Raw genomic sequence first — 21,183 nt, forward strand, 5'->3', positions numbered from 1 at the left:
TGGTTTAATGCCTTGTTCTTCCGAAACGTGGCTATTCGTCAGCTTGACCGTTCGGGGAATCGTTTAATCGTACAACTTGAGGATAAAAAAACGGCGAGCCATTGCGCTCGCCGTGTCATCGATGGATGGTCGTATCTTGTTACAGCGGCAGGCTCACAGTGCCCATGTCTGGGGACTGACTGAATTCTTTGCGGGCTGTGCCAGTGCGAATGGCCGCTTCCATGACGGCCTTACTGACCGCTTTCACCACGTCTTGGTTAAACACACTCGGAACGATGTACTGCTCATTCAGTTGGTCCGACGGTACGCAATCAGCAATCGCATGTGCTGCGGCCAGCTTCATCGCTTCGTTAATCTCTTTTGCGCGTGCATCCAGCGCACCGCGAAAGATACCAGGAAAACACAGAACATTATTAATTTGGTTGGGGTAATCAGACCGCCCGGTAGCCATGATTCGGACGTACGGCTCGGCTTCTTCAGGTGCAATCTCAGGCGTCGGGTTGGCCATCGCGAATACAATTGGATCCCTGGCCATGGTTTTCAAGTGCTCGACAGTCAGGACGCCCGGACCGGACACACCGATGAACACGTCGGCGCCGCGAATGGCGTCACTCAAGCTCCCTCGCTCGTTCTCAAAATTGGTGTGACGACTGTACCACTCCTTGACGGGATTTTGATAGTGCCTTGACCTTTCAATAATGCCTGCGCGGTCGACGCCGATAATATTCCGTACACCCGAAGACAGGAGTATCTTTGTACACGCCACGCCGGCGGCTCCGACGCCGCACACCACCACTCGCAAGTCCTCCATCTTCTTGCCAACAATTTTGAGTGCATTCAGGAGTCCAGCGAGCATCACGACTGCCGTGCCATGCTGGTCATCGTGGAAAACGGGGATATCCAGCTCGTTTCGAAGCCGGTCTTCAATCTCGAAGCATCGAGGCGATGAAATGTCCTCCAGATTGATACCCCCAAAAACAGGTGCCATGGCTTTCACAATCTGCACGATTTCATCCACACTCTGCGTTGACAGGCAGATGGGAAACGCGTCGAGATCCGCAAATTGCTTGAACAGCATCGCCTTTCCTTCCATCACAGGAATCGCTGCTTCGGGGCCAATGTCGCCAAGTCCGAGTACCGCTGATCCATCCGACACCACCGCAATGGTGTTTCGTTTGATGGTCAACTGGAACACCTTCGACTTGTCTTCGTGGATGGCTTGACACACTCGGGCGACTCCCGGGGTGTAGACCTTCGACAGGTCGTCCCTGTTCTTCACTGGTATCTTCAATTGTGTTCCGATTTTTCCACCCAGATGGACCAAAAAGGTGCGATCGGACATGTGTACAATCTGTACCCCGTCCTGCTGTTTGAGTTCGTGGACCACTTTGTCGAGCACGTCAGGACCAGGCACATTGACCGTCAGGTCGCGCGTGGAGTTGTCCTTCTCGACGTGGATGACATCCACCGCGACAATGTCCCCTCCTGCCTCGCTAATCGCGTGGTACGCGGTACTGAAGGGAATGCCTGATGCAATTTTCAACCGAAAGGTGACGCTCAACGTTCCTACATGTGATCCTGCCATAGCCGATGCCTCCTCAAGTACAATCGTCCGCGGACGGTCGTCCAGTGATGCTTTGGTGGCGAGCCACTCACCAGCGAAACACTGGCTTGTGTGGCGCAGCGTGAATGGTGTTCCAACCCGACAAAGCTGCTGTAATTCTCAAACGTTAGACAATACGAAATACGTTGCAATCATTGATTTTCCTCTTTCGGGTGAGGAGTTTACACAGAATTTTTTATACACTCTCTCCAGCGCTAACATTCACGTTTGCATGTACTCTATTGGACACTTGACCGCGAGCTTGCTAAACTTGTTTCGAATAGAACTGTACCGCATGGGGACGTGTAGCGGGGGGCCAACCCTCAGGTAGGCGTGTGATTTCGCATGCCATTTTCCCCTCATCCTACGAAGAACCAATCCGCGTTTTTGTTCACCACAGTAGGGCATGCTGACTGGGGTGGACTTTCTTCGCGTCGCTGCGCCGGTACCTTGACACCGGATAGAGGAACGGCGCGTTCTTCGCAGGATACGCGTAAAGCCCCACGGAACCGATGTAATGCGGTTCCGCGGTACAACATGTGAATAATATTAAGGAGGAATGACTTCTGCAGTCCAAGCAATCTTCAGACTTTCAACCGTTCATTTCTCCAGACGAGCGTCCCAGGGAACTCACTCTGACTGCGGTCATTCTCGGCGTGGTGCTGGCGATTGTCTTTGGCGCGGCAAACGCCTACCTCGGTCTGATCATCGGCATGACCATCAGTGCGTCCATCCCTGCATCGGTGATATCGATGGCGATTATTCGAGGCTTGCTTCGGAGAAACTCGATTCTGGAAAACAACATTGTACAAACCATGACCACTGCCGGCGAAGCATTGGCTTCAGGTGCGATTTTTACGTTGCCCGCCTTGTTCCTGTGGCGAGCAAACCCCAAGATGTTCACCATTACGCTGATTGTTCTTACGGGCGGCGTGCTAGGTGTCCTGTTCATGATTCCGCTCCGGCGGATGCTGATTGTTCGTGAACACGGCAAGTTACCTTATCCGGAAGGTACAGCCTGCGCACGTGTGTTGATGGCGGGAGAGGAAGGCGGCCGGAAGGCGCGACTCGTCTTCGGTGGTCTTGCACTCGGGGGAGTGTTCAAATTTCTCGAAGACGGACTAACGCTCTTTCCGTCTGAAATTTCCACAAGAGTAGCTGGATTTCGTCAAGGTATGCTTGGCATGGACACACTGCCCTCGCTCCTCGGAGTCGGGTTTGTAGTCGGGCCGCGGATTGGCGCCTTGATGGCGGCAGGGGGAGTCTTTGCGTGGCTCGTGTTGATTCCGATGATTGCTTACTTCGGGCAACACGGCGTAGTGTCCCCAGCCACAGATGCCATCAGCGGTATGGATGCCTCGGACATTTGGGACCACTACATCCGCTATATTGGTGCAGGCGCAGTGGCTGCAGGCGGAATTATTAGTCTAGCCAGAACGCTCCCAACCCTCTGGGGGACACTTCGAGGTGCAGTTGCTGGCTTGCGGATTGGTGGAGACATTGGGAACTTTGGTCAACTGCGTACCGAGCGCGACATTCCCCGCGTCTTCAGCATTGTTCTGGCAGTCGTTGCGCTGTTGGTCATCGCGTTCGCGCCACAGTTGAGCGTTGGTGTCATCGGCGCGCTTGGCGTCGTCGTTGTCGGATTTCTATTTGTGACGGTGTCTTCGCGCATTGTCGGCATTGTCGGATCTTCTTCTGATCCGGTGTCTGGCATGACCATCGCGACGCTTCTGATTGTTGCCACGGTCTACCGAGCGGCCGGGTATACCGGTATGAAGGGTATGGTTGCTTCCCTCATCGTCGGCGCTATTATCTGTACTGCAACTGCCGTTGCCGGTGACATTTCGCAAGATTTGAAGACCGGCTACCTCGTTGGCGCTACGCCAAGAAATCAGCAGTTTGCTATGCTCATCGGGACGCTGGCGTCTGGTGTCACCATCGGTTGGGTGCTGCTGTTGTTGAACCATGCGTACGGTTTTGGCAGTAAGGCACTCCCGGCGCCAAAGGCTGTCATGATGAAGATGATTGTGGAAGGTATAATGAACGCAAATATGCCATGGGATTTGATATTTATCGGTGCTGCATCTGCCATCGTCATGGAGTTGCTGGGCGTCGAGTCGCTTGCCGTCGCGGTTGGTATTTACTTGCCTGTCTTTACGAGTATGTCGGTGTTTCTCGGCGGCCTGGTACGGTGGATTGTCACTAGAAAGCGGCGGGAGGACGCACAGGCGGATGGGGATGAGATTGCAGAACGCGGCATTTTGGCGGCGTCTGGACTCATCGCTGGCGAATCGCTGATCGGTATTTTGCTCGCGGTCCTTGCTGGGGCAAAAATCCAATTGCCCACGGTCCAGATCTTTGGCAACACTGGATCGCTCATTCTGTACTTGTTGTTGGCTGTATGGCTGGGCTGGATAGCGCGGCGCTTGCGCAAGTCCGCATAATCAGATCCGAGGTCTGTACAACCAATCGTTGCCCGCAAAGCGTATAGGAGAGGCTTTGCGGGCTTTTTTTATAAACTCACGAATCTACTCAACCACAAAGCTTCTTGCAGTGGTGGCAGGGTTTACGCCAGCAAGTGAGTTTTACCCCTTCACGATTTCCACGACGGACGCGGCTTCTGTTGCGCGTTGTCGCGCGGTTTCCACATCTTCTGCCGCACTCAGTGTGACGGCCAGTCGCCGTCCGATGGTGGCAGTCGGCTTTCCAAAGAACCGCACTTGTGTGCGCGGTATTGCGAGCGCTTTGTCTAGGCCTGAAATCCGATATTCGCTGGACTCCAGCGGAGACTTCACTGCATGGCTTGCACCCGGGTTCAAGAGTGTGATGCTTGGGATGGGGAATCCGAGAATGGCACGCACATGTAACGCGAATTCCGAAAGGTCCTGGGTCACCAAAGTCACCAGCCCCGTGTCGTGTGGGCGAGGAGATACCTCGCTGAAGTAGACCATGTCTTGAGTGACGAATAGCTCAACCCCGAATACGCCATAACCACCAAGGGCATCTGTCAACGATTGGGCAATGTGTTCTGCCTGGCGTCGTTGTTCCTCGGTCAAGTTGTGAGGCTGCCAAGACACGATGTAATCTCCGTCTTTTTGCTGGTGTCCGATGGGGGCGCAAAAACGAGTGCCAGATACCGACCGGACCGTTAACAGCGTAATTTCCGAATCAAAAGGGATAAATTCTTCGACGATGACACGTGTGTTTTGGACGCGTCCCCCTTGCATGGCGTAGTTCCAGGATGGTTCGACTTCGTCAAGTGACCTGCAGACGCTTTGTCCTTTTCCGGATGAACTCATCAGCGGTTTCACTACGCAGGGTGTGCCGATGTCTTGGACGGCCTGTTGCAGTTCAGTAAGGGAATTCGCGAACGCGTATCGAGCCGTGGGGAGCCCCAGCTCTTCTGCAGCCAGCCGTCGGATGCCCTCTCTATCCATGGTGAGCCGGGTTGCCGTCGCATTCGGGATCACGCGAAACCCTTCTCGCTCGAGTTCCTCGAGTGTAGCGGTGGCAATGGCCTCAATTTCGGGCACAATCACATCCGGGCGCTCCTGTTCGATGATGGAGCGCAGCTGTGCAGCGTCAAGCATGTTGATGACATGAGCCCGGTGGGCCACTTGCATGGCTGGGGCATGCGCATATCGGTCGACCGCAATGGTTTCGACACCCAACCGCTGTGCCTCAATGATGATTTCCTTTCCTAGCTCTCCTGAACCCAGTAACATCAGTTTGGTCGCGTTTTGAGACAATGGCGATCCGTACATATTTTGTGGTACCTCCTTCATCGCATCGCAGTCGGATTGACGCACAAAAAAGACCGCCTGGGATTCTTGTCAGAATGCCCAGGCGGTCGGCTCGCGTAACGACTACACTCCCTTGTGGTTATCCACTGATCCGCCAGTCATGTAATCGTGCGTTGATATTTTCGTTCGAATGAAGCGTAGCACATCGCGCACGGACATACAAGGGTTTCCGTCGACCATTTGTGTTCTCTGAACTCATGTGATTTTCATCGCAAGAAAGGCTAAACTTTTCTAAACGAAGTCAATTTTGAGGACGCTCAAAGTGAAAAGATCTGATTGCCACTGCGGGTATTCAAACAGTGTGTCCAGAATCCGAGGGACAGGAAACGGAGGTAACCGAAGTATGCAACATACATCATCGGTCGTTGTCATTGTGCTGCTCGTTCTATTCGGGTTGTATCGACGGACTCGGAGAACCATCGGATTTCAAAAGTTCGTTAAAAGGCGTATGATCACGAGAATGGCGCTGTTGGCTGTCGTTGGCGTCCTTGTCTTGGTCATAGGATTCTTGCATCCGATGGTGTACATCTTTGATGCTATTGGGATTGTCCTGGGCGGTATCATCGCGTACTACGCGATTCGTACGACATCGTTCGAGTGGCGTCAAGGCGCGTGGTTCTATCGGCCAAATCCATGGATTGGTGTGCTCCTTGTCGTGTTATTCATCGGGCGCATCGCCTACAGGGTGTATCAAGACTATGCGATGTTCGGTGCCACAGCCTCAGCCAACGGGCAATCTGCAGCCCAAGCGCAGTGGACCGTCTACTCTCATGAGCCGTTTACAGCCATCATTTTATTCACGTTAATTACCTACTACGTCGCATACTATACGTTCCTGATTCGACGAGAACGGCATTTGGAAGCGAAGGGGGAAGCAAGCAACCGCGATTTTGAGAATGTATAAAGTCTGTAGAATCCGTGAAAGCACCTGCTGTGCAGCAGGTGTTTTTTGATGCAGCTCATGAGGTATCGATGGTTCCGAGCAAACATTTTCATCTGAATATTGACAATAGTGTTCATTGAGTTTATATTACAAATAAATACGATGTATATTGAAAAATGTAATATATCGAGGTGGGGCGCATGGCTGTTGACTCGAGGGAGTTGCTCGTCGACAAGATTCGAAAGGGGTTCGTTGTCGAAAGTATCGACGACATGACAGAGGAGTACCTACACGCCTTGAAGCAAACGCTCATCATCACAGGAGACACGGAACTGGTCAGTGTTCCGGCTCTGCTCACGGTGTACAAAGAAGCACCGTCGCTAAACCGGAAAATTACCACTTTGGCGATTATGCAAGATGAACTTGGCCACGCGCACATCGCCTATATATTGTTACAGCAACTTGGAGTAGATACGGTAGAGTTGTTATACAACCGCCCGGCACATCGTTGGAAAAACCCGTACGCGTTTGACTTCAAACTGAACAACTTTGTGGAGTTAGGCGCGTTTAACGCGTTGTACGACCGGGCTGGCTACACGCTATTGTCTGACGTTGGACAAAACACGTCCTATGGACCATGGCGGCGCGCGCTGGTCAAGGTCGACAAGGAGGAACTGTTTCACTTGCGGAACGGCGAATCCATTCTTCGCGAGGCAATGAAAGATCCAAAGAAACGTAAGGAAGTGGAAAAGGCGTTCCGGTGGATGTTTATCATGGCTTTGGAGTTCTTCGGAGTGTCTGATGAGCTGAAGAGCCGGACCACACAGCTTGACCTTAAACTGAAAGGAAAGACCAATGACGAACTTCGTCAGGACTGGCTGTCCAAAGTGGTTCCATTCTGTGAGTCCATCGGCATCGACGTCCCTGCGCATTACGACGAAGAAACCGGAAAATTTGTGTTGGACTTCCCGTTTCCATGTAAGTTTGACGTGGAGCGGCAGGAGTGGCTGATGGACCAGCCAGACACTTGGGACAACGTGATCAAGCGGTTTAAGGCCCGAGGTCCGGAAAATGAAGCGTTTATTCACCGCATTCAAAAAGGATTTCACGAGTACGAACGTCTGCGCCGTTCCTCCTAAACTGGAGGCTTGTGTGCGTGTGGCAATGGGTCAGGAAAGGAGGCGACAGCATGGGGGTTGACCGCTATTGGCGCGCTCTCCAGGAAGTGATGGATCCCGAGTTTCCCATTTCGGTGGTCGACATGGGGCTCATTCGTGGGATTCACCATTCGTCAGACGGTGAGGTATTGGTGACGATGACCTTTACGTCGGTATCTTGCGCCTGTATGCAGTGGATTGAATCCGACATCCGAGAACGATTGCTGCGATTGGACGGTGTACACAGCGTTCGCGTAGAGGTTATCTGGGATCCACCTTGGAATGCCAATCAAATGACCGACAGGGGGAAGCAAACCTTGCAGAGTTGGGGGGTAGCTGTATCGTGAGCAAAGACCACGTTACCAAGAGGTACGACGTGTTTGCACGAAGTCAGCGCGGTGGGCCGCTGTATCACATCGGGATGGTGGAAGCGTTTTCGGACGACCTCGCAAAAGTATATGCGCATACGACATACGACGAGGAAAGCTGGTTTGAGATGTGCGTAGTACCTGCTGAACAAATGCGGTGGGTCATTGAACCGAAAGCGTTGTATCCGAGGGAGGGGGTGAATGGACGTGGACACGTGGTCGTGGGTCAACGTTCTTGAAGCGCTGGCGGACAACAAGTTTGTGCTCGGAGATCAGCTGGTGGAAGTCGGCATCAGCGCTCCGGAACTGCAATCGGCGTTGGCAGCGGTGGCCATTGCGCAGGGCGAATTGGGACACGCGCGCCATTTATACCACTGGTCTCACGAACTTCAGGGGATTGACAAGGATGTCGCCGAGGAGTCGGGAAACTCTTTGCCCATCTTACAGTTCCATGAGAATTGGATAGAACTGATGGTCTCCGTTCTTGGGCTGAATGTTGCCACAAAAGTCGTCCTGGACTATTTGCGCCAAGTTGGTGGAGCCGCAGTCGTGCAAAAAACCACAAAGATGTTGGATGAAATGGACGAACACATCACCTTTGCCACGGAGTGGTGTCGCCGGTTTCGACACGAAACGGGAGCCATACCCAGACTGTACGAGGAGTCCGTGACGAGACTGGTAAGGGAATTCAGCACATGGCTTCACAAGATTGAACAGCAATTGAGGGACGTGGAGCCACCTGACCTGACAGGGTTGTTTTGCAAGGAGATGGAGTCCAAATGCAGTCCCTTAACCACAGGCCATCCCGCGTGAAAGCCACTCCGTTTCTAGCTGTCAAGTGTCCATTTTGCGGTTCCCGTACGGTGCGACGGGTGTCACAGTTTGGCAAGGTGCAGCTGGTCAGTCAGTTTCTCTGCAGCGACTGCAGAAGCGTGTTCGAGCGCGTGCGTTGGTGACAGGAGAGCGCTGAGACGATCCTTGAAACGAGAGACATCAGTATCGGTCCCGTCGCCTCAGGATTTCTGAGGTTGAGTGGTAAGATATTGAGCAGAGTGACTTCGGGGAATTGAGGGATCGTCATGAGGCCAGTTTCGCTGTGTTTCACTCTTTTTGGGGACTATTTTCGCGACTTGAATATGGAAGTCTGGGTAGGCAGCCTGATTCGGTACCTCGAGCCGTTTGGGATTACTTCTGGGGCAACCCGGGTCACGCTGTCGAGAATGGTCCAGCAAGAATTCGTCACGGCTCGCCGCATTGGGCAGAAGAGTTTCTATCGACTGTCTGATAAAGGCAAGCGGCGAATCCTGGATGGCGTCACCCGGGTGTACGACTGGGACGACGAACGCTGGGATCGGAACTGGCAGGTGGTATCCTGCAACCTGGTGGATGTTGAAAAGGATCTGCGCGACTCGATTCAAAAAGAATTGCAGTGGATGGGGTTTGGCTCCCTTGGACGCGGTATGTGGATTTGCCCGCATCAGCGATACAGTCAGTTAAAGCAGATGATGGATGAGTATCAAATTCAGCCACATGTGCACGTGTTTACAGGGACCTACGAGGGACTTGGCTCTCCGCTGGATCTTGTATCTCAAGCGTGGAACTTGCCTGAGATAGAGGAGAAGTACGAGTCGTTTCTGCGAGAGTTCGGACCCAAGTTCCAGCGCTTGCATCAACTTGGGGTGCAGGGCTCCCTGTCCGAGCGAGACGCATTTGTCGAGCGCGCATTGCTGGTGCATGAGTACCGCAAGTTTTTGTTTGTCGATCCGCGGCTGCCCAAGGAACTGCTTCCGGCCAATTGGGCAGGGGAACAGGCGCGAAAACTGTTCAAGGACTTTCACGAATTTTTATCTCCATTGGCAGAAAAGTATTTTTACGACCATTTGGAAATCGCAGACTCGGCGTGAGCGCCGCAGAAAGACGGTCGCGAGAGGGGAGACATTCCTCTCTGCGCCACGGCCGACTCATCATCGACTGAAGATTATCAATTCTTTAACAAAAACTACTTTTGGAGGTTGTGCACATGGAATTTGTCACCGTGAAAAAGGAAAACGGCGTTGCTGAAATTCACCTGCATATCGGTAAGGGAAACGCGTACGATTTCGATGTTTACCGTGAGATCAATGCCGCGATTGACGAGGTTCGCTTGGATTCCAGCATTCACGTGGCCATCCTCATGAGCGACGTTCCGAAATTTTTCTCGGTCGGTGCCAATGTAAACTTCCTCAAGTCGGCAGACCCCAAGTTCAAGACCCAGTTTTGCCTGTTCTGCAATGAAACGCTGGACAAAATTGCGCGTTCTCCACAGATCTTCATTGCCATGCTCGAAGGGCACACGGTTGGCGGTGGGTTGGAGATGGCGATGGCTTGCGACCTGCGGTTTGCTGCGAATGATGAGTACCAGATTGGATTGCCCGAAGTTACTCTCGGTGTGCTCCCCGGAACTGGGGGAACGCAGCGGATGTTACGGTTGGTTGGCTATTCGAAGGCGCTGGACTTGTGCATCACCGGCCGCACACTGTCGCCGCTGGAAGCCCTCGACTACGGTCTGGTAGACAAGGTGTATGACGCCTCCGAGATTCGGGAAAAGACGTTTGAATACGCCCGCAAGTTGGTGGACAGCGCCACGTACGCCGTCAGCAATATCAAGTTGTCCATCATGAATGGCAAGGAAATGCCGTTGAACGCCGCCATTCGCTACGAAGGTGAGCTGCAGAACCTGCTGTTCCGGTCGCAAGATGCGAAGGAAGGTCTGAGTGCATTCCTTGAGAAGCGCCCTGCCTCGTTCCAAGGCCAGTAATAGAGGAGCAGACCGGCGAAGCGCCCCGCAAGCCGTCGGCGCTTCCCCGGTCTTCTTGATGTTGGGAAGGAACGATGGCGCTTCCCCCATGTAGTATATGAAAGGGCTTACAAAATTGAGATTGGAGTTGATGGGACATGGCAGCACCCCGCAATGCCGTCTTGCCCCTGGCCACTCATGACCTCTACAACGCTGCAAGCTACTTTATTGACCGAAACGTGGAACTCGGACGGGCGGAAAAAATCGCGATTCACCATGATGACGGTGACATCACGTACGGTGATTTACGAAGGTGGGTAAACCGTGTAGGACACGGTTTGAGGGGAATCGGTGTACAAATGGAGAATCGAGTCCTCCTCGTTTGCTATGACTCCGTTGAATTTGTTGCGTCGTTTTTCGGCGCAGTCAAAATCGGTGCCATTCCAATCCCAACCAACACCATGCTGCGTCCCAAAGATTACGTGTATTTGTTGAACGATAGCAGGGCGAAGGTCGCCGTGGTGGAGGCTGAGATTTGGAATCAATTGCAGCCGGTTCGGAGTCAACTGCCTTTTCTTGAGCACGTTGTCGTCATCTGTCGGGACCATGCGACGGTGCCCGCTGGTTGTTTGGAATTTACGAGCTGGCTGGCAGAGCAGTCCGAGGAACTGTCTCCGGTGGACACCATCTACGACGATGCGGCGTTCTGGCTTTATACTTCGGGCAGCACGGGTAAGCCCAAAGGAGCCATTCATTTGCAACACGACATGGAACTGGCCTTGCACCACTACGCGGAAGGCATCCTGGACATGACGGAAGCAGACGTGACCTTCTCTGCTTCTAAGCTGTTCTTCGCATATGGCATGGGAAATGGCATGTATTTTCCGTTGGGGGTGGGTGGCACCGCTGTGTTGATGCGCGAACGCCCGACGCCGACGGTCGTGTTTGAGCGAGTCGAAAGACATCGTCCAACCCTCTTCTTTGGTGTACCTACCTTGTACGCGGCGATGTTGGATCACGTGAAGAGACGAGGTTTCGCATATGATTTTTCATCCGTGCGCTACTGTGTCTCTGCCGGAGAGCCTTTACCTCCGGCAATCTATCATCGATTCAAAGAGACGTTCGGAGTGGACATCCTGGATGGCATCGGGTCCACCGAAGCGCTGCACATCTACCTTAGCAATCGGCCTGGAAATGTACGAGCAGGCAGCACCGGGCAGGTTGTACCGGGGTATGAAGTCAGGATTGTGGACGAGGCGGGGTGCTCTTTATCACCCAATCAGGTGGGGGAACTCTTGTTGAAGGGGGACTCGCTGGCTCAAGGCTATTGGAACCTACACCAGCAGACCAAGGCCAAATTTGGTGGCGAATGGTTCCACACGGGGGATTGCTACTATTACGATGAGGATGGATTCTTCTGGTATTGCGGTCGATTGGACGACATGCTCAAGTCCGGAGGAATTTGGGTGTCGCCTATCGAAATTGAGAATGTATTGATAGAACACGAGGCGGTATTGGAAGTGGCAGTTGTCGGCGGGAGGGACGAAAACGGCATTGAAAAGCCCGTGGCTTTCATCGTGCCACAGGATATCCATCAGGCGCCACAACTAGAGCAGGAGCTGTTTCACTTTGTCCGGGATCGGCTCGCCCGGTATAAATGCCCCAAGCGCTTCGTATTTGTTGAGTCACTACCGAAGACCGAAACGGGCAAAATCCAAAGGTTTAAGCTACGAGACACCGTGCACGTGTAACTCTCGTCTCTGTAGACAGAGTATTCAAAAAAGATGTGGAGGTGGGGTCGTTGCGCGGAAACGTTTTGGCATCCGAAGCGACGCGAAACGAACTGATTGAAGTCGCCCAAGGAAGAAGAGCTGCAAGCCTGTGGATTCGAGGGGGGCAGGTTGTCAACGTCTACTCTGGAGAAATTGTCCCTGCAAACATCGCTGTATACAAGGATTGCATCGCATACGTGGGCCCCAGCGACCTTGTGGTGGATGAAAATACAGTTGTTCTCGATGCCGACGACCGTTTCATTACTCCTGGATTTGTTGAACCCCACGCCCATCCTTGGGTGGTTTACAACCCTGTGAGTCTCACGGAAAAGGTCCTGCCGCTCGGCACTACCACCCTGGTGCACGACAACTTGTTCTTTTACTTGCACCTCGGTCCAAAAGGATTTGCCCAGATGGTCCAGGATGTGCGCGCGTTGCCAGGACTGCATCTGTGGCTGGTCCGGCTGATTTCCCAGGTCGACTACCCGGAAGAGAAAGAGGAGTTTGCCGCTGAGTACGTCCGGAAACTCCTCCAGCTCCCTGACGTGGTGGGGACGGCTGAAATAACCCGGTGGCCGATGTTGTACGACGCTGACCCGCACCTGCTGAACAACATTGACTATGCCAAGCGCCTGGGCAAGGTCTCAGACGGTCATACGTCCGGGTGCTCCTATGAACGGCTGAATTCCATTGTGGCTGCAGGCATCAGCGCCTGTCACGAGGCGATTCACGTACAGGAAGTGCTGGATCGGTTGCGGCTCGGACTGTGGACCACGCTGCGCAACAGTTCCTTGCGCCCGGACTTATCGGAGATTATACAGGCTGTGACGGAATGCGGCGTGCAGACACATCGGATGATGATGACCACGGACGGACCACATCCCAGCTTCATTGAGGACAACGGATTTGTGGACGGTTTATTGCGATCCGCCGTTGAACACGGCGTCTCTCCCATCCAGGCGATTCAGATGGTGACCTTAAACCCCGCGACATACCTAGGACTCGACGAATACATTGGCGGGATTGCGCCGGGGCGCCGCGCAGATCTGGTGTGTCTTCCGGACCTCCAACAGTTTCAACCTGAGTGGGTGGTTGCCGGCGGGCGGGTGGTCGCACGACACCAACAGTTGACGGCTCATTTGCCGACCATCGATTGGCTGTCGTATCCGCAGACAAAACCGATTGTTGTTTCTGGTGAGCAGTTGCAAGACCCGAATCTCTTCGTGTATGCGCAACCCGGGGCGGACGAACGCGCGACCATTCCAGTTATTCGTTTCAAGTCGGCGGTGATTTCGGAACGGAAAGATGTTTCCGTGCGGGTCCGTCATGGATTGGTGGATTTAGAAGGGGAACCCGGACTGATTTACGGAGCCTTGCTGGAGCGGTCTGGTGAGTGGATATCTCACGCGATTCTAGAAAACTTCCTGGATGATGTGGAAGGCTTGGCGAGCACCTACAACACGACCACACACATCCTTGCTCTGGGCAAAAGCCCGACCGCCATGGCACAGGCCGCCATACGGGTACGCGAATTGGGCGGAGGCATTGTTCTCGTAGACAAGGGCAAAGTGGTTTTGGAAATTCCGCTTCCTTTTACTGGCATGATGACACCCAGCGCGTCGTTTCGTACGGCGGTAGAATACCATCGCGTGTTGTCGGAAGCGGTGAAACAACGCGGATATCCGTTCCATGACATCTTGTACTCTCTGCTGTTTTTGACGTGCGACAATTTGCCTGGTCTGCGGCTGACGCCAAGCGGATTGGTGGACGTGAAAAGCAAACAAGTCCTGTATCCATCCGTCAAAAAACCGTTGCAACACCTTCGAACCGCACCTGCAAGGTAACGAAGACAGACTGTGCAAAGGATTGAAACTCTCGTATCGAAGGATGCTGTTGTCAATGTGATAACCATGCCAGCGCCCCTGGCTGTTGGCAATGTGAACCTGATATAGATCAATTCGGCAATATATGCAGCGCTTTGTAAGTATCGGTCACGTGTTCTCTGGCAGTACAAGCGTCTTATATACGGAGTTCAATCCTTTGACGAATTCGACGGTCGTCTCCAATTGATGTGGATCGAACGGCGCGAACATCTCCATCATCTGATTCACGCGTTGCTCTCGGACCATTTCCAGCTTTCTCTTGCCATCCTCCGTGAGCGTAACATAGACCACTCGTCGGTCGCTCTTTGACCTGTGACGTTGGACGAGGTGCTTCGCCTCGAGTTCGTCGCACAGGGCAGTAATGGTGCTCGGACTCATATCTGCAGCCCGGGCGATATCTCCAATCTTCGCCGTGTCCCGTCTACTCAAATAGCTAAGGACGAACAGCTGATTTCGCGTGAATCCTTCCTTCGCGAGCGTTGTCGCCAAGTTTTGCTGCAAAATCAACAACTGGTACGCTAGCTCAGCGCATGTCTCACGCATCACATGGGTATCCATTTTTGCCACCACGGTTCTACATTGTACGTTACAGACTGAGACGTCCATCATTAGCATACCACGATTTGAGGTAGGAAGCGTCTGCGAGAAAGGCGCAGTCTACGGCCATACCTTAGGTTCGTCTTGTTCTCACTGCAGACTTCCATTGTCGCCACTGCAAAAACAGGAACGCGTACGTCGGTAGGTACTCGATGTACATGTCCAAAAACACGTCACCGTAAGTCAAGTGAGAGGCCACCGCAAGCCACTCCGTTGCGAAGTCAGCTGCAATGATGGCAAATGGTAGCAGCGGCAAGACGTACCATGGGTGCATGACGGGGGAAGCCAGTATAAACACGAGCCCCGTCAGGCACACCTTCTGTTCGATGGACCACTTTCGGGCGCTTGTGACAAGTACCACATACCATGCAGTGAGCTCGGCACCCAGGATGATGAGGGACGCGTGTTTGTGGATGATGGGCCCAAACCACTTTGCGAGTACATACTCCAGGCTTCCGTTGTACGCTATCTGCGACACTTTGGTGAAGTACGCGAACAGGTCACCCCGTGCCGAAAGAAAGGGAAGGTATACGACGACGACGGACAAAAGAAAACTCACAAAGGCTTTGAGGGAATATTTCCATGTCCGCAGGTCGATGAGCGCAGCGAGCATCACCGCTGGATACACTTTGATACAAGTTGCCATGGCAAGCGCCACGCCCATGGCTATCGGTTGATTCCTGAGCCGAAACAGCCAGGCGAGCAACAGCCATGGAATGGCGAACATGTCCACGTGCCCAGATCCAAAGGACTCCACAAGCAACGGCGGAAACAACAGAAATAGAGTGAATTGCTGCACGTCCTTGTCCGACAGGCGATGTGCCTCATCGATGTAGTGGCGTATCCAGCGCAAGACACGACCGCTTCGCGGCGGTAGGTACGGCTCGGTACCGCGTGTATTACCTCGCTTTCGTTCCACCAGTACAGCGTAAAACAAGACCATGCTGGCCACTTGATTGAAGATCAGCATTGCTTTGTATTGAGAGAGCGTTCCATTCGTCATCCACGCGATGATACCAAAGTACACCTGTGCCACCGGTGGATACGCCTCGGGCCAATCTTTCCAGTCCATGAGCCACCAGTACGACCAGTGTCGGTACTGGGTGAGGTGGGGATGGATGGGAACGTACTGAAACGGATTGACACCATGCACCAACAGGCGTCCATCCCACATGTAGCGCAATACATCCAGCGAGTACGCCAGAGGCTGGGCGATGAGCCAGATGGTCACGACCAGTGAGAGGACAAGCGGCACGCCAAGTTGAAAGCGGCGCCGATGGAAGGGCTGCACTCGTGACAACGCGACCGCGAGGGCACAGGCCGCTAGCCACGGAAGGGCTTCGAGCAGCCACGCCTTGTGGATATCTTGGACGACCTTGCCGTTGCCGTACAATCTGTGTGCCCATGTATACGAAACGCAGATACAGGTCACGTAGAGGAGAACCATGGATCCGTAGGCGACTTGTTTGATTTTCCGACTATGCATCATCTTCTAGAAACCGTCCAATCTATGGTGAGTACCGGACACGACGTGGTGTGTTCCCACGATTAGATTACAGGGAACACCAGCAGTTTGCACACGGTTCTCATGAACTTTGAGACGGTGCGGAAGAGGGCGTACAATATCCATGATAGATGATGATGATGGAGGTGTCCCGATGTACCGAATGAACCAATGGAGAGACGGCTACGAGTTATATGAGCTTGTGGACGATAGCACGAATTCCTGGTTTCGAATTGCTCCAGAACGAGGTGGCCTGGTGGTCTCCTTAGGTTTGGCTGGGGAAGAACTCCTGTACCTCGACAAGGACACGTTCCTGAATCCCGATACCAATGTCCGCGGCGGAATTCCCGTCCTGTTCCCAATCTGCGGTCAGTTGCAGGGAGGGGCGTACGAGTGGCAAGGAACCACGTATTTCATGAAGAATCACGGTGTCGCCCGGACCAACCCATGGACAGTGCTCAACGTGGACACAAAGGACGGTGCGGCCATCACGCTCCAACTGGTCAGCAATGAGCGGACGTTGGCGGAATTTCCGTTTGAGTTCGAGCTGGTGTTCGAGTACGTCTTGAAAGGCGGATCGCTCACCATTTTTCAAACATATATCAACAAGTCCAATCGTCCGATGCCGATGTACGCGGGGTTCCATCCCTACTTCAAATCGTCGGTAAAAGACCTGCACTATGACACGGATGCAACCCGGTATCTGGACTACAACGACATGGCGGAGAAGGACTATGAAGGACACATCGATTTAACGAACATGGTGGAATCCGCGGTACTGCTCAATGCTTCTCGGCGGTCCATCTCTTTTCCTCTCCCCGACATCGGCCGGAAGGTCTTGATGGAATATGGCCCGGAGTTTAAGTATGTTGTCTTGTGGACAGTCTCTGGAAAGCCATTCGTGTGTGTAGAGCCGTGGATGGCCAAGACGGGTTCACTGAATACTGGACAGGACGTAATGTATGTGAAGCCGGGTGTGCCTTTGAAAACCTATCTGACGATTCGCTGCATGTGACGCGACTCGTCCATGAAACGCGGTGTATGTGCACCGCGTTTTTCTATGTGAACACTTTGCAAAGCCGCAGTTAAAATCATTTCGATTCGTGAAAGATGTTTTAGGAAAGGAACATTTCGAGAGACGTTTGCATAGGAATCAGATAGGGTTAACGTTCCGGTTAACCTGAAGGAGGTGAGGTCACATGTGGCAACTGTGGTTGAGCGGTATTATTGGCCTTTGGGTCCTCATTTCGCCCTGGGTGTACGGTTTTGCGAGCAACACCGGCGGACTTTGGAACAGCGTCATTTTCGGGGTCATCATTCTCATTCTCTCTATTTGGGCGGCTTGCGCCGACAAGCAGAACAAGTCGTAGGGTAGTCTCTCCCAGACAGTACGGTGTCTTTATACCACTTTGGAACAGACAGGCATCACATGGATGCCTGTCTCTTTTTGTCTGGTTGTACGCGTAATTGTTTCATTGCTAAAATATTAGTATCGCTAGGTTTCTCGGCGTTTGTAAACAGGCTGTACGCTACGTGAGACAGTCTCGTAAAACATTTCTCATGGTGTTTTGCAAACGCTTAACTCAGTTCTGTAGGAGTGAACTCCGCCGTGGACGAGGACAGACTTACGCATCAATTGCAGGAACTAGAAGATGTATTGGCCCGATTTCAACGGACCATTCGCACATATTTCCTCTCTCAGACATTTGGCCTGACGGGGAGTCAGATATTCGTCTTACGATACTTGTCTTCGTGCCCACAAGCGAAGGCCTCGGATATTGCCAGAGTGTCCGGATTGAGTCCAGGCGCAGTTACACAAGTGTGCGATGAACTTGTGCGCATGGGGTATGTCGAGCGATTGCGTTCCAACGACGACCGGCGAGTGGTCAACGTGGTCATTACAAAGAAGGGCCGCGAACAATTCGAAGTCATTCGGAAGCTACGCAGCGACCGCGTGCGGTCCATCCTCGAGCAACTCGGTCCAAACGACGTCGACGAATTTCTGCGTATTGTCAACCGGATTGTGGAGATTGTAGAAAGTGAATCTGACGGAAAGAGGTAGTTCCATGGATAACATGGTGTGGATTGGACGTTCTGACGGATGATGCGCGCAGTCATTCTGGACCGTGACGGCGTAATCAACGACCACCGGGACTATGTGAACACACCGAATGACTTGTACTTATTCGATTTCGCGGCTGGTGCCATCCGGCGCCTCAACGAGGCAGGGTTTCTCGTGGTGGTGGCAACGAATCAAGGTGGAGTGGGGCTCGGATACATGTCCGAGGACACGTTGCAAGCCATTCACAAGAAGATGCTTCGGGAGCTACGTGAACAAGGCGCTGAGATTCACGATGTCGCCGCGTGCACCCATGCACCGAAAGCGGGGTGTTCTTGCCGCAAGCCGAAGCCAGGGCTGCTATTGGAGTTGCAGCGCAAGCACGGCTTTGATCTTACCGCCAGCTATATGGTTGGCGACATGGAGACGGACGTGGAGGCTGGTCAGTCGGCAGGAACCCACACGGTTCGTATTGGTCGTGGCCCTTCTGCAGCAGACTACGTTGCAACGGATTTGGCAGATGCGGCGAGGTGGATTGTAGCGGATGCGTTCACAGGTCTGTAGGCGGGCGCCATATGATACATGGGATGCGGCCGCGCGAGGAGCGGTCGTTTTCATACAGTCCTCAAGGACAAGGGGATGAACCTATGGATCAGGACGACTGGCGCCCAGCGGACAGTGATAGGCAGTGGGAAGTGGAGTTGCAAACAGACGGAAATCTTCGCGACACGGACTGGGTAGACGGACATCTGGAAGAGTGGTGGGAGCACTTGCTGTGGTCTCAGATGGTCGACCACGAAAATCTTCTGAGTTGGTCGCTGCGGGATGGAGTGCCTGTACCACTGGTTTCGACGCACCCTGCAACACGAGCCCGCACAATTCGAACTCAGCCGGTCTACCGAGCGTGGAATCAGAAGGACTTTGTACTTGCGTATCCGACGCTCGCGCCGTATGCGCCGTTTCCGTCGACTGGGGCGTTTGGGTACGACCCTTGGGCAGCACAGATGTATTACAGCGTGTGGTGGTAACATGGAATGTGCACTGAGGTCGCGAGAACCGTGCGCACGGTCCGCGGAGTGCAGGCTGTCCGCGTACGGTTTGCCGACCATCAAAATGACAGGTAAAATAGGCTAGTGTGTTAATTCAGGTGACATACCAACTGTGTACAGGCAGTCACAGACTGGAGGATAAGACCATGTTGGGACCATTTGAAAACGAGGCACTCACGAATTTTAGCATCCCTGAAAACCGACAACACATGTTGCAGGCGTTGGACTTGGTGAGGTCACAACTGGGACAAGAGTACCCGCTGTACATTGGCGGAAAACCGGTGATGACGGAGAAGAAGGAGACTTCCATCAACCCATCGCAGTTGGATCAAGTCATTGGGTACGTCGCCCAAGCGGATCAAAAACTCGCGGAGGAAGCGATGCAGGCTGCATGGGCTGCATTTGAAACATGGAAGCGCAAGTCTTTCGAAGAGCGAGCTCGCTACCTGTTCAAGGCGGCAGCCATCATGCGTCGGCGGAAACACGAGCTGTCCGCGTGGATGACATATGAGGCCGGGAAGACATGGGCCGAGGCAGACGCCGATACGGCAGAAGCCATCGATTTTTTGGAATTTTACGGGCGTGAAGCCATTCGCTTAGGTGAACCCCATCCTCTGGTTCGGATTGTGGGCGAAGACAACGAACAATATTATCTACCTCTCGGCGTAGGCATTATTATTCCACCCTGGAACTTCCCGCTCGCGATTTTGACTGGGATGACGGTATCTGCGGTGGTTGCCGGGAACACCGTGATTGTGAAACCAGCCACGCCCACCAATGTGATTGCCGCGAAATTCATGGAGATAATGATGGAAGCAGGTATTCCGGACGGCGTCATCAATTTCTTGCCGGGTAACCCGGATGTGATTGGCGACTTCCTCGTCGACCACCCGAAAACCCGCTTCATTTCGTTCACCGGTTCCCGTGCCGTCGGCTGCCGGATCTACGAACGAGCGGCGAAGGTGCAACCCGGTCAGATTTGGCTCAAGCGCGTTGTTGCTGAAATGGGCGGGAAAGACGCCATTGTTGTTGACGATAACGCGGACTTCGAAGATGCTGCGCGCCAGATTGTCGGTTCTGCCTTCAACTTTTCCGGGCAGAAGTGCTCTGCGGCCTCGCGTGCGATTATTCACCAGGATGTCTACGATGAAATGTTGAATCGCATTGTGGAGCTTACCCAAAAGTTGAAAGTTGGCCCTGGCATGGATGAATCTAGCAATGTCGGTCCCGTCATCGACGAGAAGGCATACAACAAGGTCCTCTCGTATATTGAAATTGGAAAGGGCGAGGGCAAGTTGCTGATTGGCGGTGGCAAGGCCGAAGGGAATGGATATTACATTCAGCCCACGGTTTTCGCGGATGTCGATCCCAAAGCACGCATCGCCCAAGAAGAGATCTTTGGCCCTGTGCTGGCAGTGATTAAGGCCAAAGACTTCGAGGATGCCATTCGCATTGCAAATGACACGGAGTACGGCTTGACAGGTTCCGTGTTCAGTCGCAATCGAGATCACCTCGAATACGCACGTCGAGAATACCATGTTGGCAACCTGTACTTTAACCGCAAGTCTACGGGTGCGTTGGTTGGCGTTCATCCGTTTGGCGGGTTCAATATGTCGGGAACGGATTCGAAGGCGGGCGGACGTGATTTACTGTTGCAATTCACACAGGCGAAGGCCGTGTCGGAAAAGCTCTAATGAAATGAGATGGAAGAAAGGGCGCACCTCAG

At 53.2% G+C, this 21,183-nt stretch carries 21 protein-coding genes and 1 riboswitch; of the genes, 17 read left to right on the forward strand and 4 right to left on the reverse strand.

What is annotated here, in order from left to right:
- Nucleotides 1-139 precede the first annotated feature (139 nt).
- Nucleotides 140-1,585, reverse strand: a complete 1,446-nt coding sequence (locus YWK_RS18230) for an NAD-dependent malic enzyme (RefSeq protein WP_051375096.1) — start codon at nt 1,583-1,585, stop codon at nt 140-142.
- A gap of 674 nt (nt 1,586-2,259) precedes the next feature.
- On the opposite strand from YWK_RS18230, the gene YWK_RS0103970 reads away from it, so the two are divergent.
- Complete coding sequence (locus YWK_RS0103970; RefSeq protein ID WP_245578508.1) at nt 2,260-4,050, forward strand: OPT family oligopeptide transporter; 1,791 nt, start codon at nt 2,260-2,262, stop codon at nt 4,048-4,050.
- Nucleotides 4,051-4,191: 141 nt separating this feature from the next.
- Here the strand turns inward: YWK_RS0103970 and purT are convergent, their stop codons facing one another.
- Complete coding sequence (gene purT, locus YWK_RS0103975; protein ID WP_026963779.1) at nt 4,192-5,370, reverse strand: formate-dependent phosphoribosylglycinamide formyltransferase; 1,179 nt, start codon at nt 5,368-5,370, stop codon at nt 4,192-4,194.
- Nucleotides 5,371-5,439: 69 nt separating this feature from the next.
- A riboswitch (ZMP/ZTP riboswitch) is annotated at nt 5,440-5,521 on the reverse strand.
- Between the two features lie 231 nt (nt 5,522-5,752).
- Between purT and YWK_RS0103980 the strand changes: the two genes are divergently transcribed.
- From YWK_RS0103980 to YWK_RS0104020, 10 genes are all read left to right on the forward strand, one after another.
- On the forward strand, nt 5,753-6,313 hold the full coding sequence (locus tag YWK_RS0103980; RefSeq protein WP_026963780.1) for a CcdC protein domain-containing protein: 561 nt from the start codon (nt 5,753-5,755) through the stop codon (nt 6,311-6,313).
- A gap of 179 nt (nt 6,314-6,492) precedes the next feature.
- Nucleotides 6,493-7,431 carry a Phenylacetic acid catabolic protein gene (locus YWK_RS0103985; protein WP_026963781.1) on the forward strand — a complete coding sequence of 313 codons (939 nt, stop codon included), beginning with the start codon at nt 6,493-6,495 and terminating at the stop codon, nt 7,429-7,431.
- Between the two features lie 50 nt (nt 7,432-7,481).
- Entirely contained in the window at nt 7,482-7,796 is a 315-nt protein-coding gene (locus tag YWK_RS0103990; protein ID WP_026963782.1) for a metal-sulfur cluster assembly factor, read from the forward strand.
- Nucleotides 7,793-8,056, forward strand: a complete 264-nt coding sequence (locus YWK_RS18235) for a hypothetical protein (RefSeq protein WP_051375097.1) — start codon at nt 7,793-7,795, stop codon at nt 8,054-8,056. The genes YWK_RS0103990 and YWK_RS18235 overlap by 4 nt, the downstream gene beginning before the upstream one ends.
- Nucleotides 8,019-8,630 carry a Phenylacetic acid catabolic protein gene (locus YWK_RS18240; RefSeq protein ID WP_051375099.1) on the forward strand — a complete coding sequence of 204 codons (612 nt, stop codon included), beginning with the start codon at nt 8,019-8,021 and terminating at the stop codon, nt 8,628-8,630. Before YWK_RS18235 ends, YWK_RS18240 begins: the two co-directional genes overlap by 38 nt.
- Nucleotides 8,597-8,773 carry a PaaD-like zinc ribbon domain-containing protein gene (locus YWK_RS22820; RefSeq protein WP_425387172.1) on the forward strand — a complete coding sequence of 59 codons (177 nt, stop codon included), beginning with the start codon at nt 8,597-8,599 and terminating at the stop codon, nt 8,771-8,773. Before YWK_RS18240 ends, YWK_RS22820 begins: the two co-directional genes overlap by 34 nt.
- A 123-nt stretch (nt 8,774-8,896) precedes the next feature.
- Nucleotides 8,897-9,721, forward strand: coding sequence for a PaaX family transcriptional regulator (locus tag YWK_RS18245; protein ID WP_051375101.1), 825 nt, complete (start codon nt 8,897-8,899; stop codon nt 9,719-9,721).
- A gap of 116 nt (nt 9,722-9,837) precedes the next feature.
- Nucleotides 9,838-10,614: an enoyl-CoA hydratase/isomerase family protein gene (locus tag YWK_RS0104010; RefSeq protein ID WP_026963783.1), complete on the forward strand. Its 777-nt coding sequence runs from the start codon at nt 9,838-9,840 to the stop codon at nt 10,612-10,614.
- Nucleotides 10,615-10,751: 137 nt separating this feature from the next.
- Nucleotides 10,752-12,344 (forward strand): benzoate-CoA ligase family protein, encoded by a 1,593-nt coding sequence (locus YWK_RS0104015; RefSeq protein ID WP_051375103.1) that lies wholly within the window; start codon nt 10,752-10,754, stop codon nt 12,342-12,344.
- 65 nt (nt 12,345-12,409) lie between these two features.
- Nucleotides 12,410-14,209, forward strand: coding sequence for an adenine deaminase C-terminal domain-containing protein (locus YWK_RS0104020; RefSeq protein WP_026963785.1), 1,800 nt, complete (start codon nt 12,410-12,412; stop codon nt 14,207-14,209).
- Between the two features lie 147 nt (nt 14,210-14,356).
- Here the strand turns inward: YWK_RS0104020 and YWK_RS20785 are convergent, their stop codons facing one another.
- Nucleotides 14,357-14,791 carry a MarR family winged helix-turn-helix transcriptional regulator gene (locus YWK_RS20785; protein WP_169727134.1) on the reverse strand — a complete coding sequence of 145 codons (435 nt, stop codon included), beginning with the start codon at nt 14,789-14,791 and terminating at the stop codon, nt 14,357-14,359.
- A 127-nt stretch (nt 14,792-14,918) separates the two neighbouring features.
- The gene (locus YWK_RS0104030; protein ID WP_026963786.1) at nt 14,919-16,334 is read right to left on the reverse strand and encodes a glycosyltransferase 87 family protein; all 1,416 of its coding nucleotides are present in this window, start codon (nt 16,332-16,334) and stop codon (nt 14,919-14,921) included.
- Nucleotides 16,335-16,503: 169 nt separating this feature from the next.
- On the opposite strand from YWK_RS0104030, the gene YWK_RS0104035 reads away from it, so the two are divergent.
- From YWK_RS0104035 to pruA, 6 genes are all read left to right on the forward strand, one after another.
- The gene (locus YWK_RS0104035) at nt 16,504-17,364 is read left to right on the forward strand and encodes an aldose epimerase family protein (protein ID WP_035465962.1); all 861 of its coding nucleotides are present in this window, start codon (nt 16,504-16,506) and stop codon (nt 17,362-17,364) included.
- 184 nt (nt 17,365-17,548) lie between these two features.
- Entirely contained in the window at nt 17,549-17,719 is a 171-nt protein-coding gene (locus YWK_RS21350) for an SPW repeat protein (protein ID WP_026963788.1), read from the forward strand.
- A 239-nt stretch (nt 17,720-17,958) separates the two neighbouring features.
- The gene (locus YWK_RS0104045; RefSeq protein ID WP_026963789.1) at nt 17,959-18,411 is read left to right on the forward strand and encodes a MarR family winged helix-turn-helix transcriptional regulator; all 453 of its coding nucleotides are present in this window, start codon (nt 17,959-17,961) and stop codon (nt 18,409-18,411) included.
- Nucleotides 18,412-18,450: 39 nt separating this feature from the next.
- Nucleotides 18,451-18,972 carry a D-glycero-alpha-D-manno-heptose-1,7-bisphosphate 7-phosphatase gene (locus YWK_RS0104050; protein WP_026963790.1) on the forward strand — a complete coding sequence of 174 codons (522 nt, stop codon included), beginning with the start codon at nt 18,451-18,453 and terminating at the stop codon, nt 18,970-18,972.
- A gap of 83 nt (nt 18,973-19,055) precedes the next feature.
- On the forward strand, nt 19,056-19,436 hold the full coding sequence (locus YWK_RS0104055; protein ID WP_026963791.1) for a hypothetical protein: 381 nt from the start codon (nt 19,056-19,058) through the stop codon (nt 19,434-19,436).
- A 167-nt stretch (nt 19,437-19,603) separates the two neighbouring features.
- Nucleotides 19,604-21,151, forward strand: a complete 1,548-nt coding sequence (gene pruA / locus YWK_RS0104060; RefSeq protein ID WP_026963792.1) for an L-glutamate gamma-semialdehyde dehydrogenase — start codon at nt 19,604-19,606, stop codon at nt 21,149-21,151.
- The last annotated feature ends 32 nt before the right edge of the window (nt 21,152-21,183 follow it).

The sequence above is a fragment of the Alicyclobacillus pomorum DSM 14955 genome, assembly GCF_000472905.1.
Lineage (GTDB): Bacteria > Bacillota > Bacilli > Alicyclobacillales > Alicyclobacillaceae > Alicyclobacillus_A > Alicyclobacillus_A pomorum.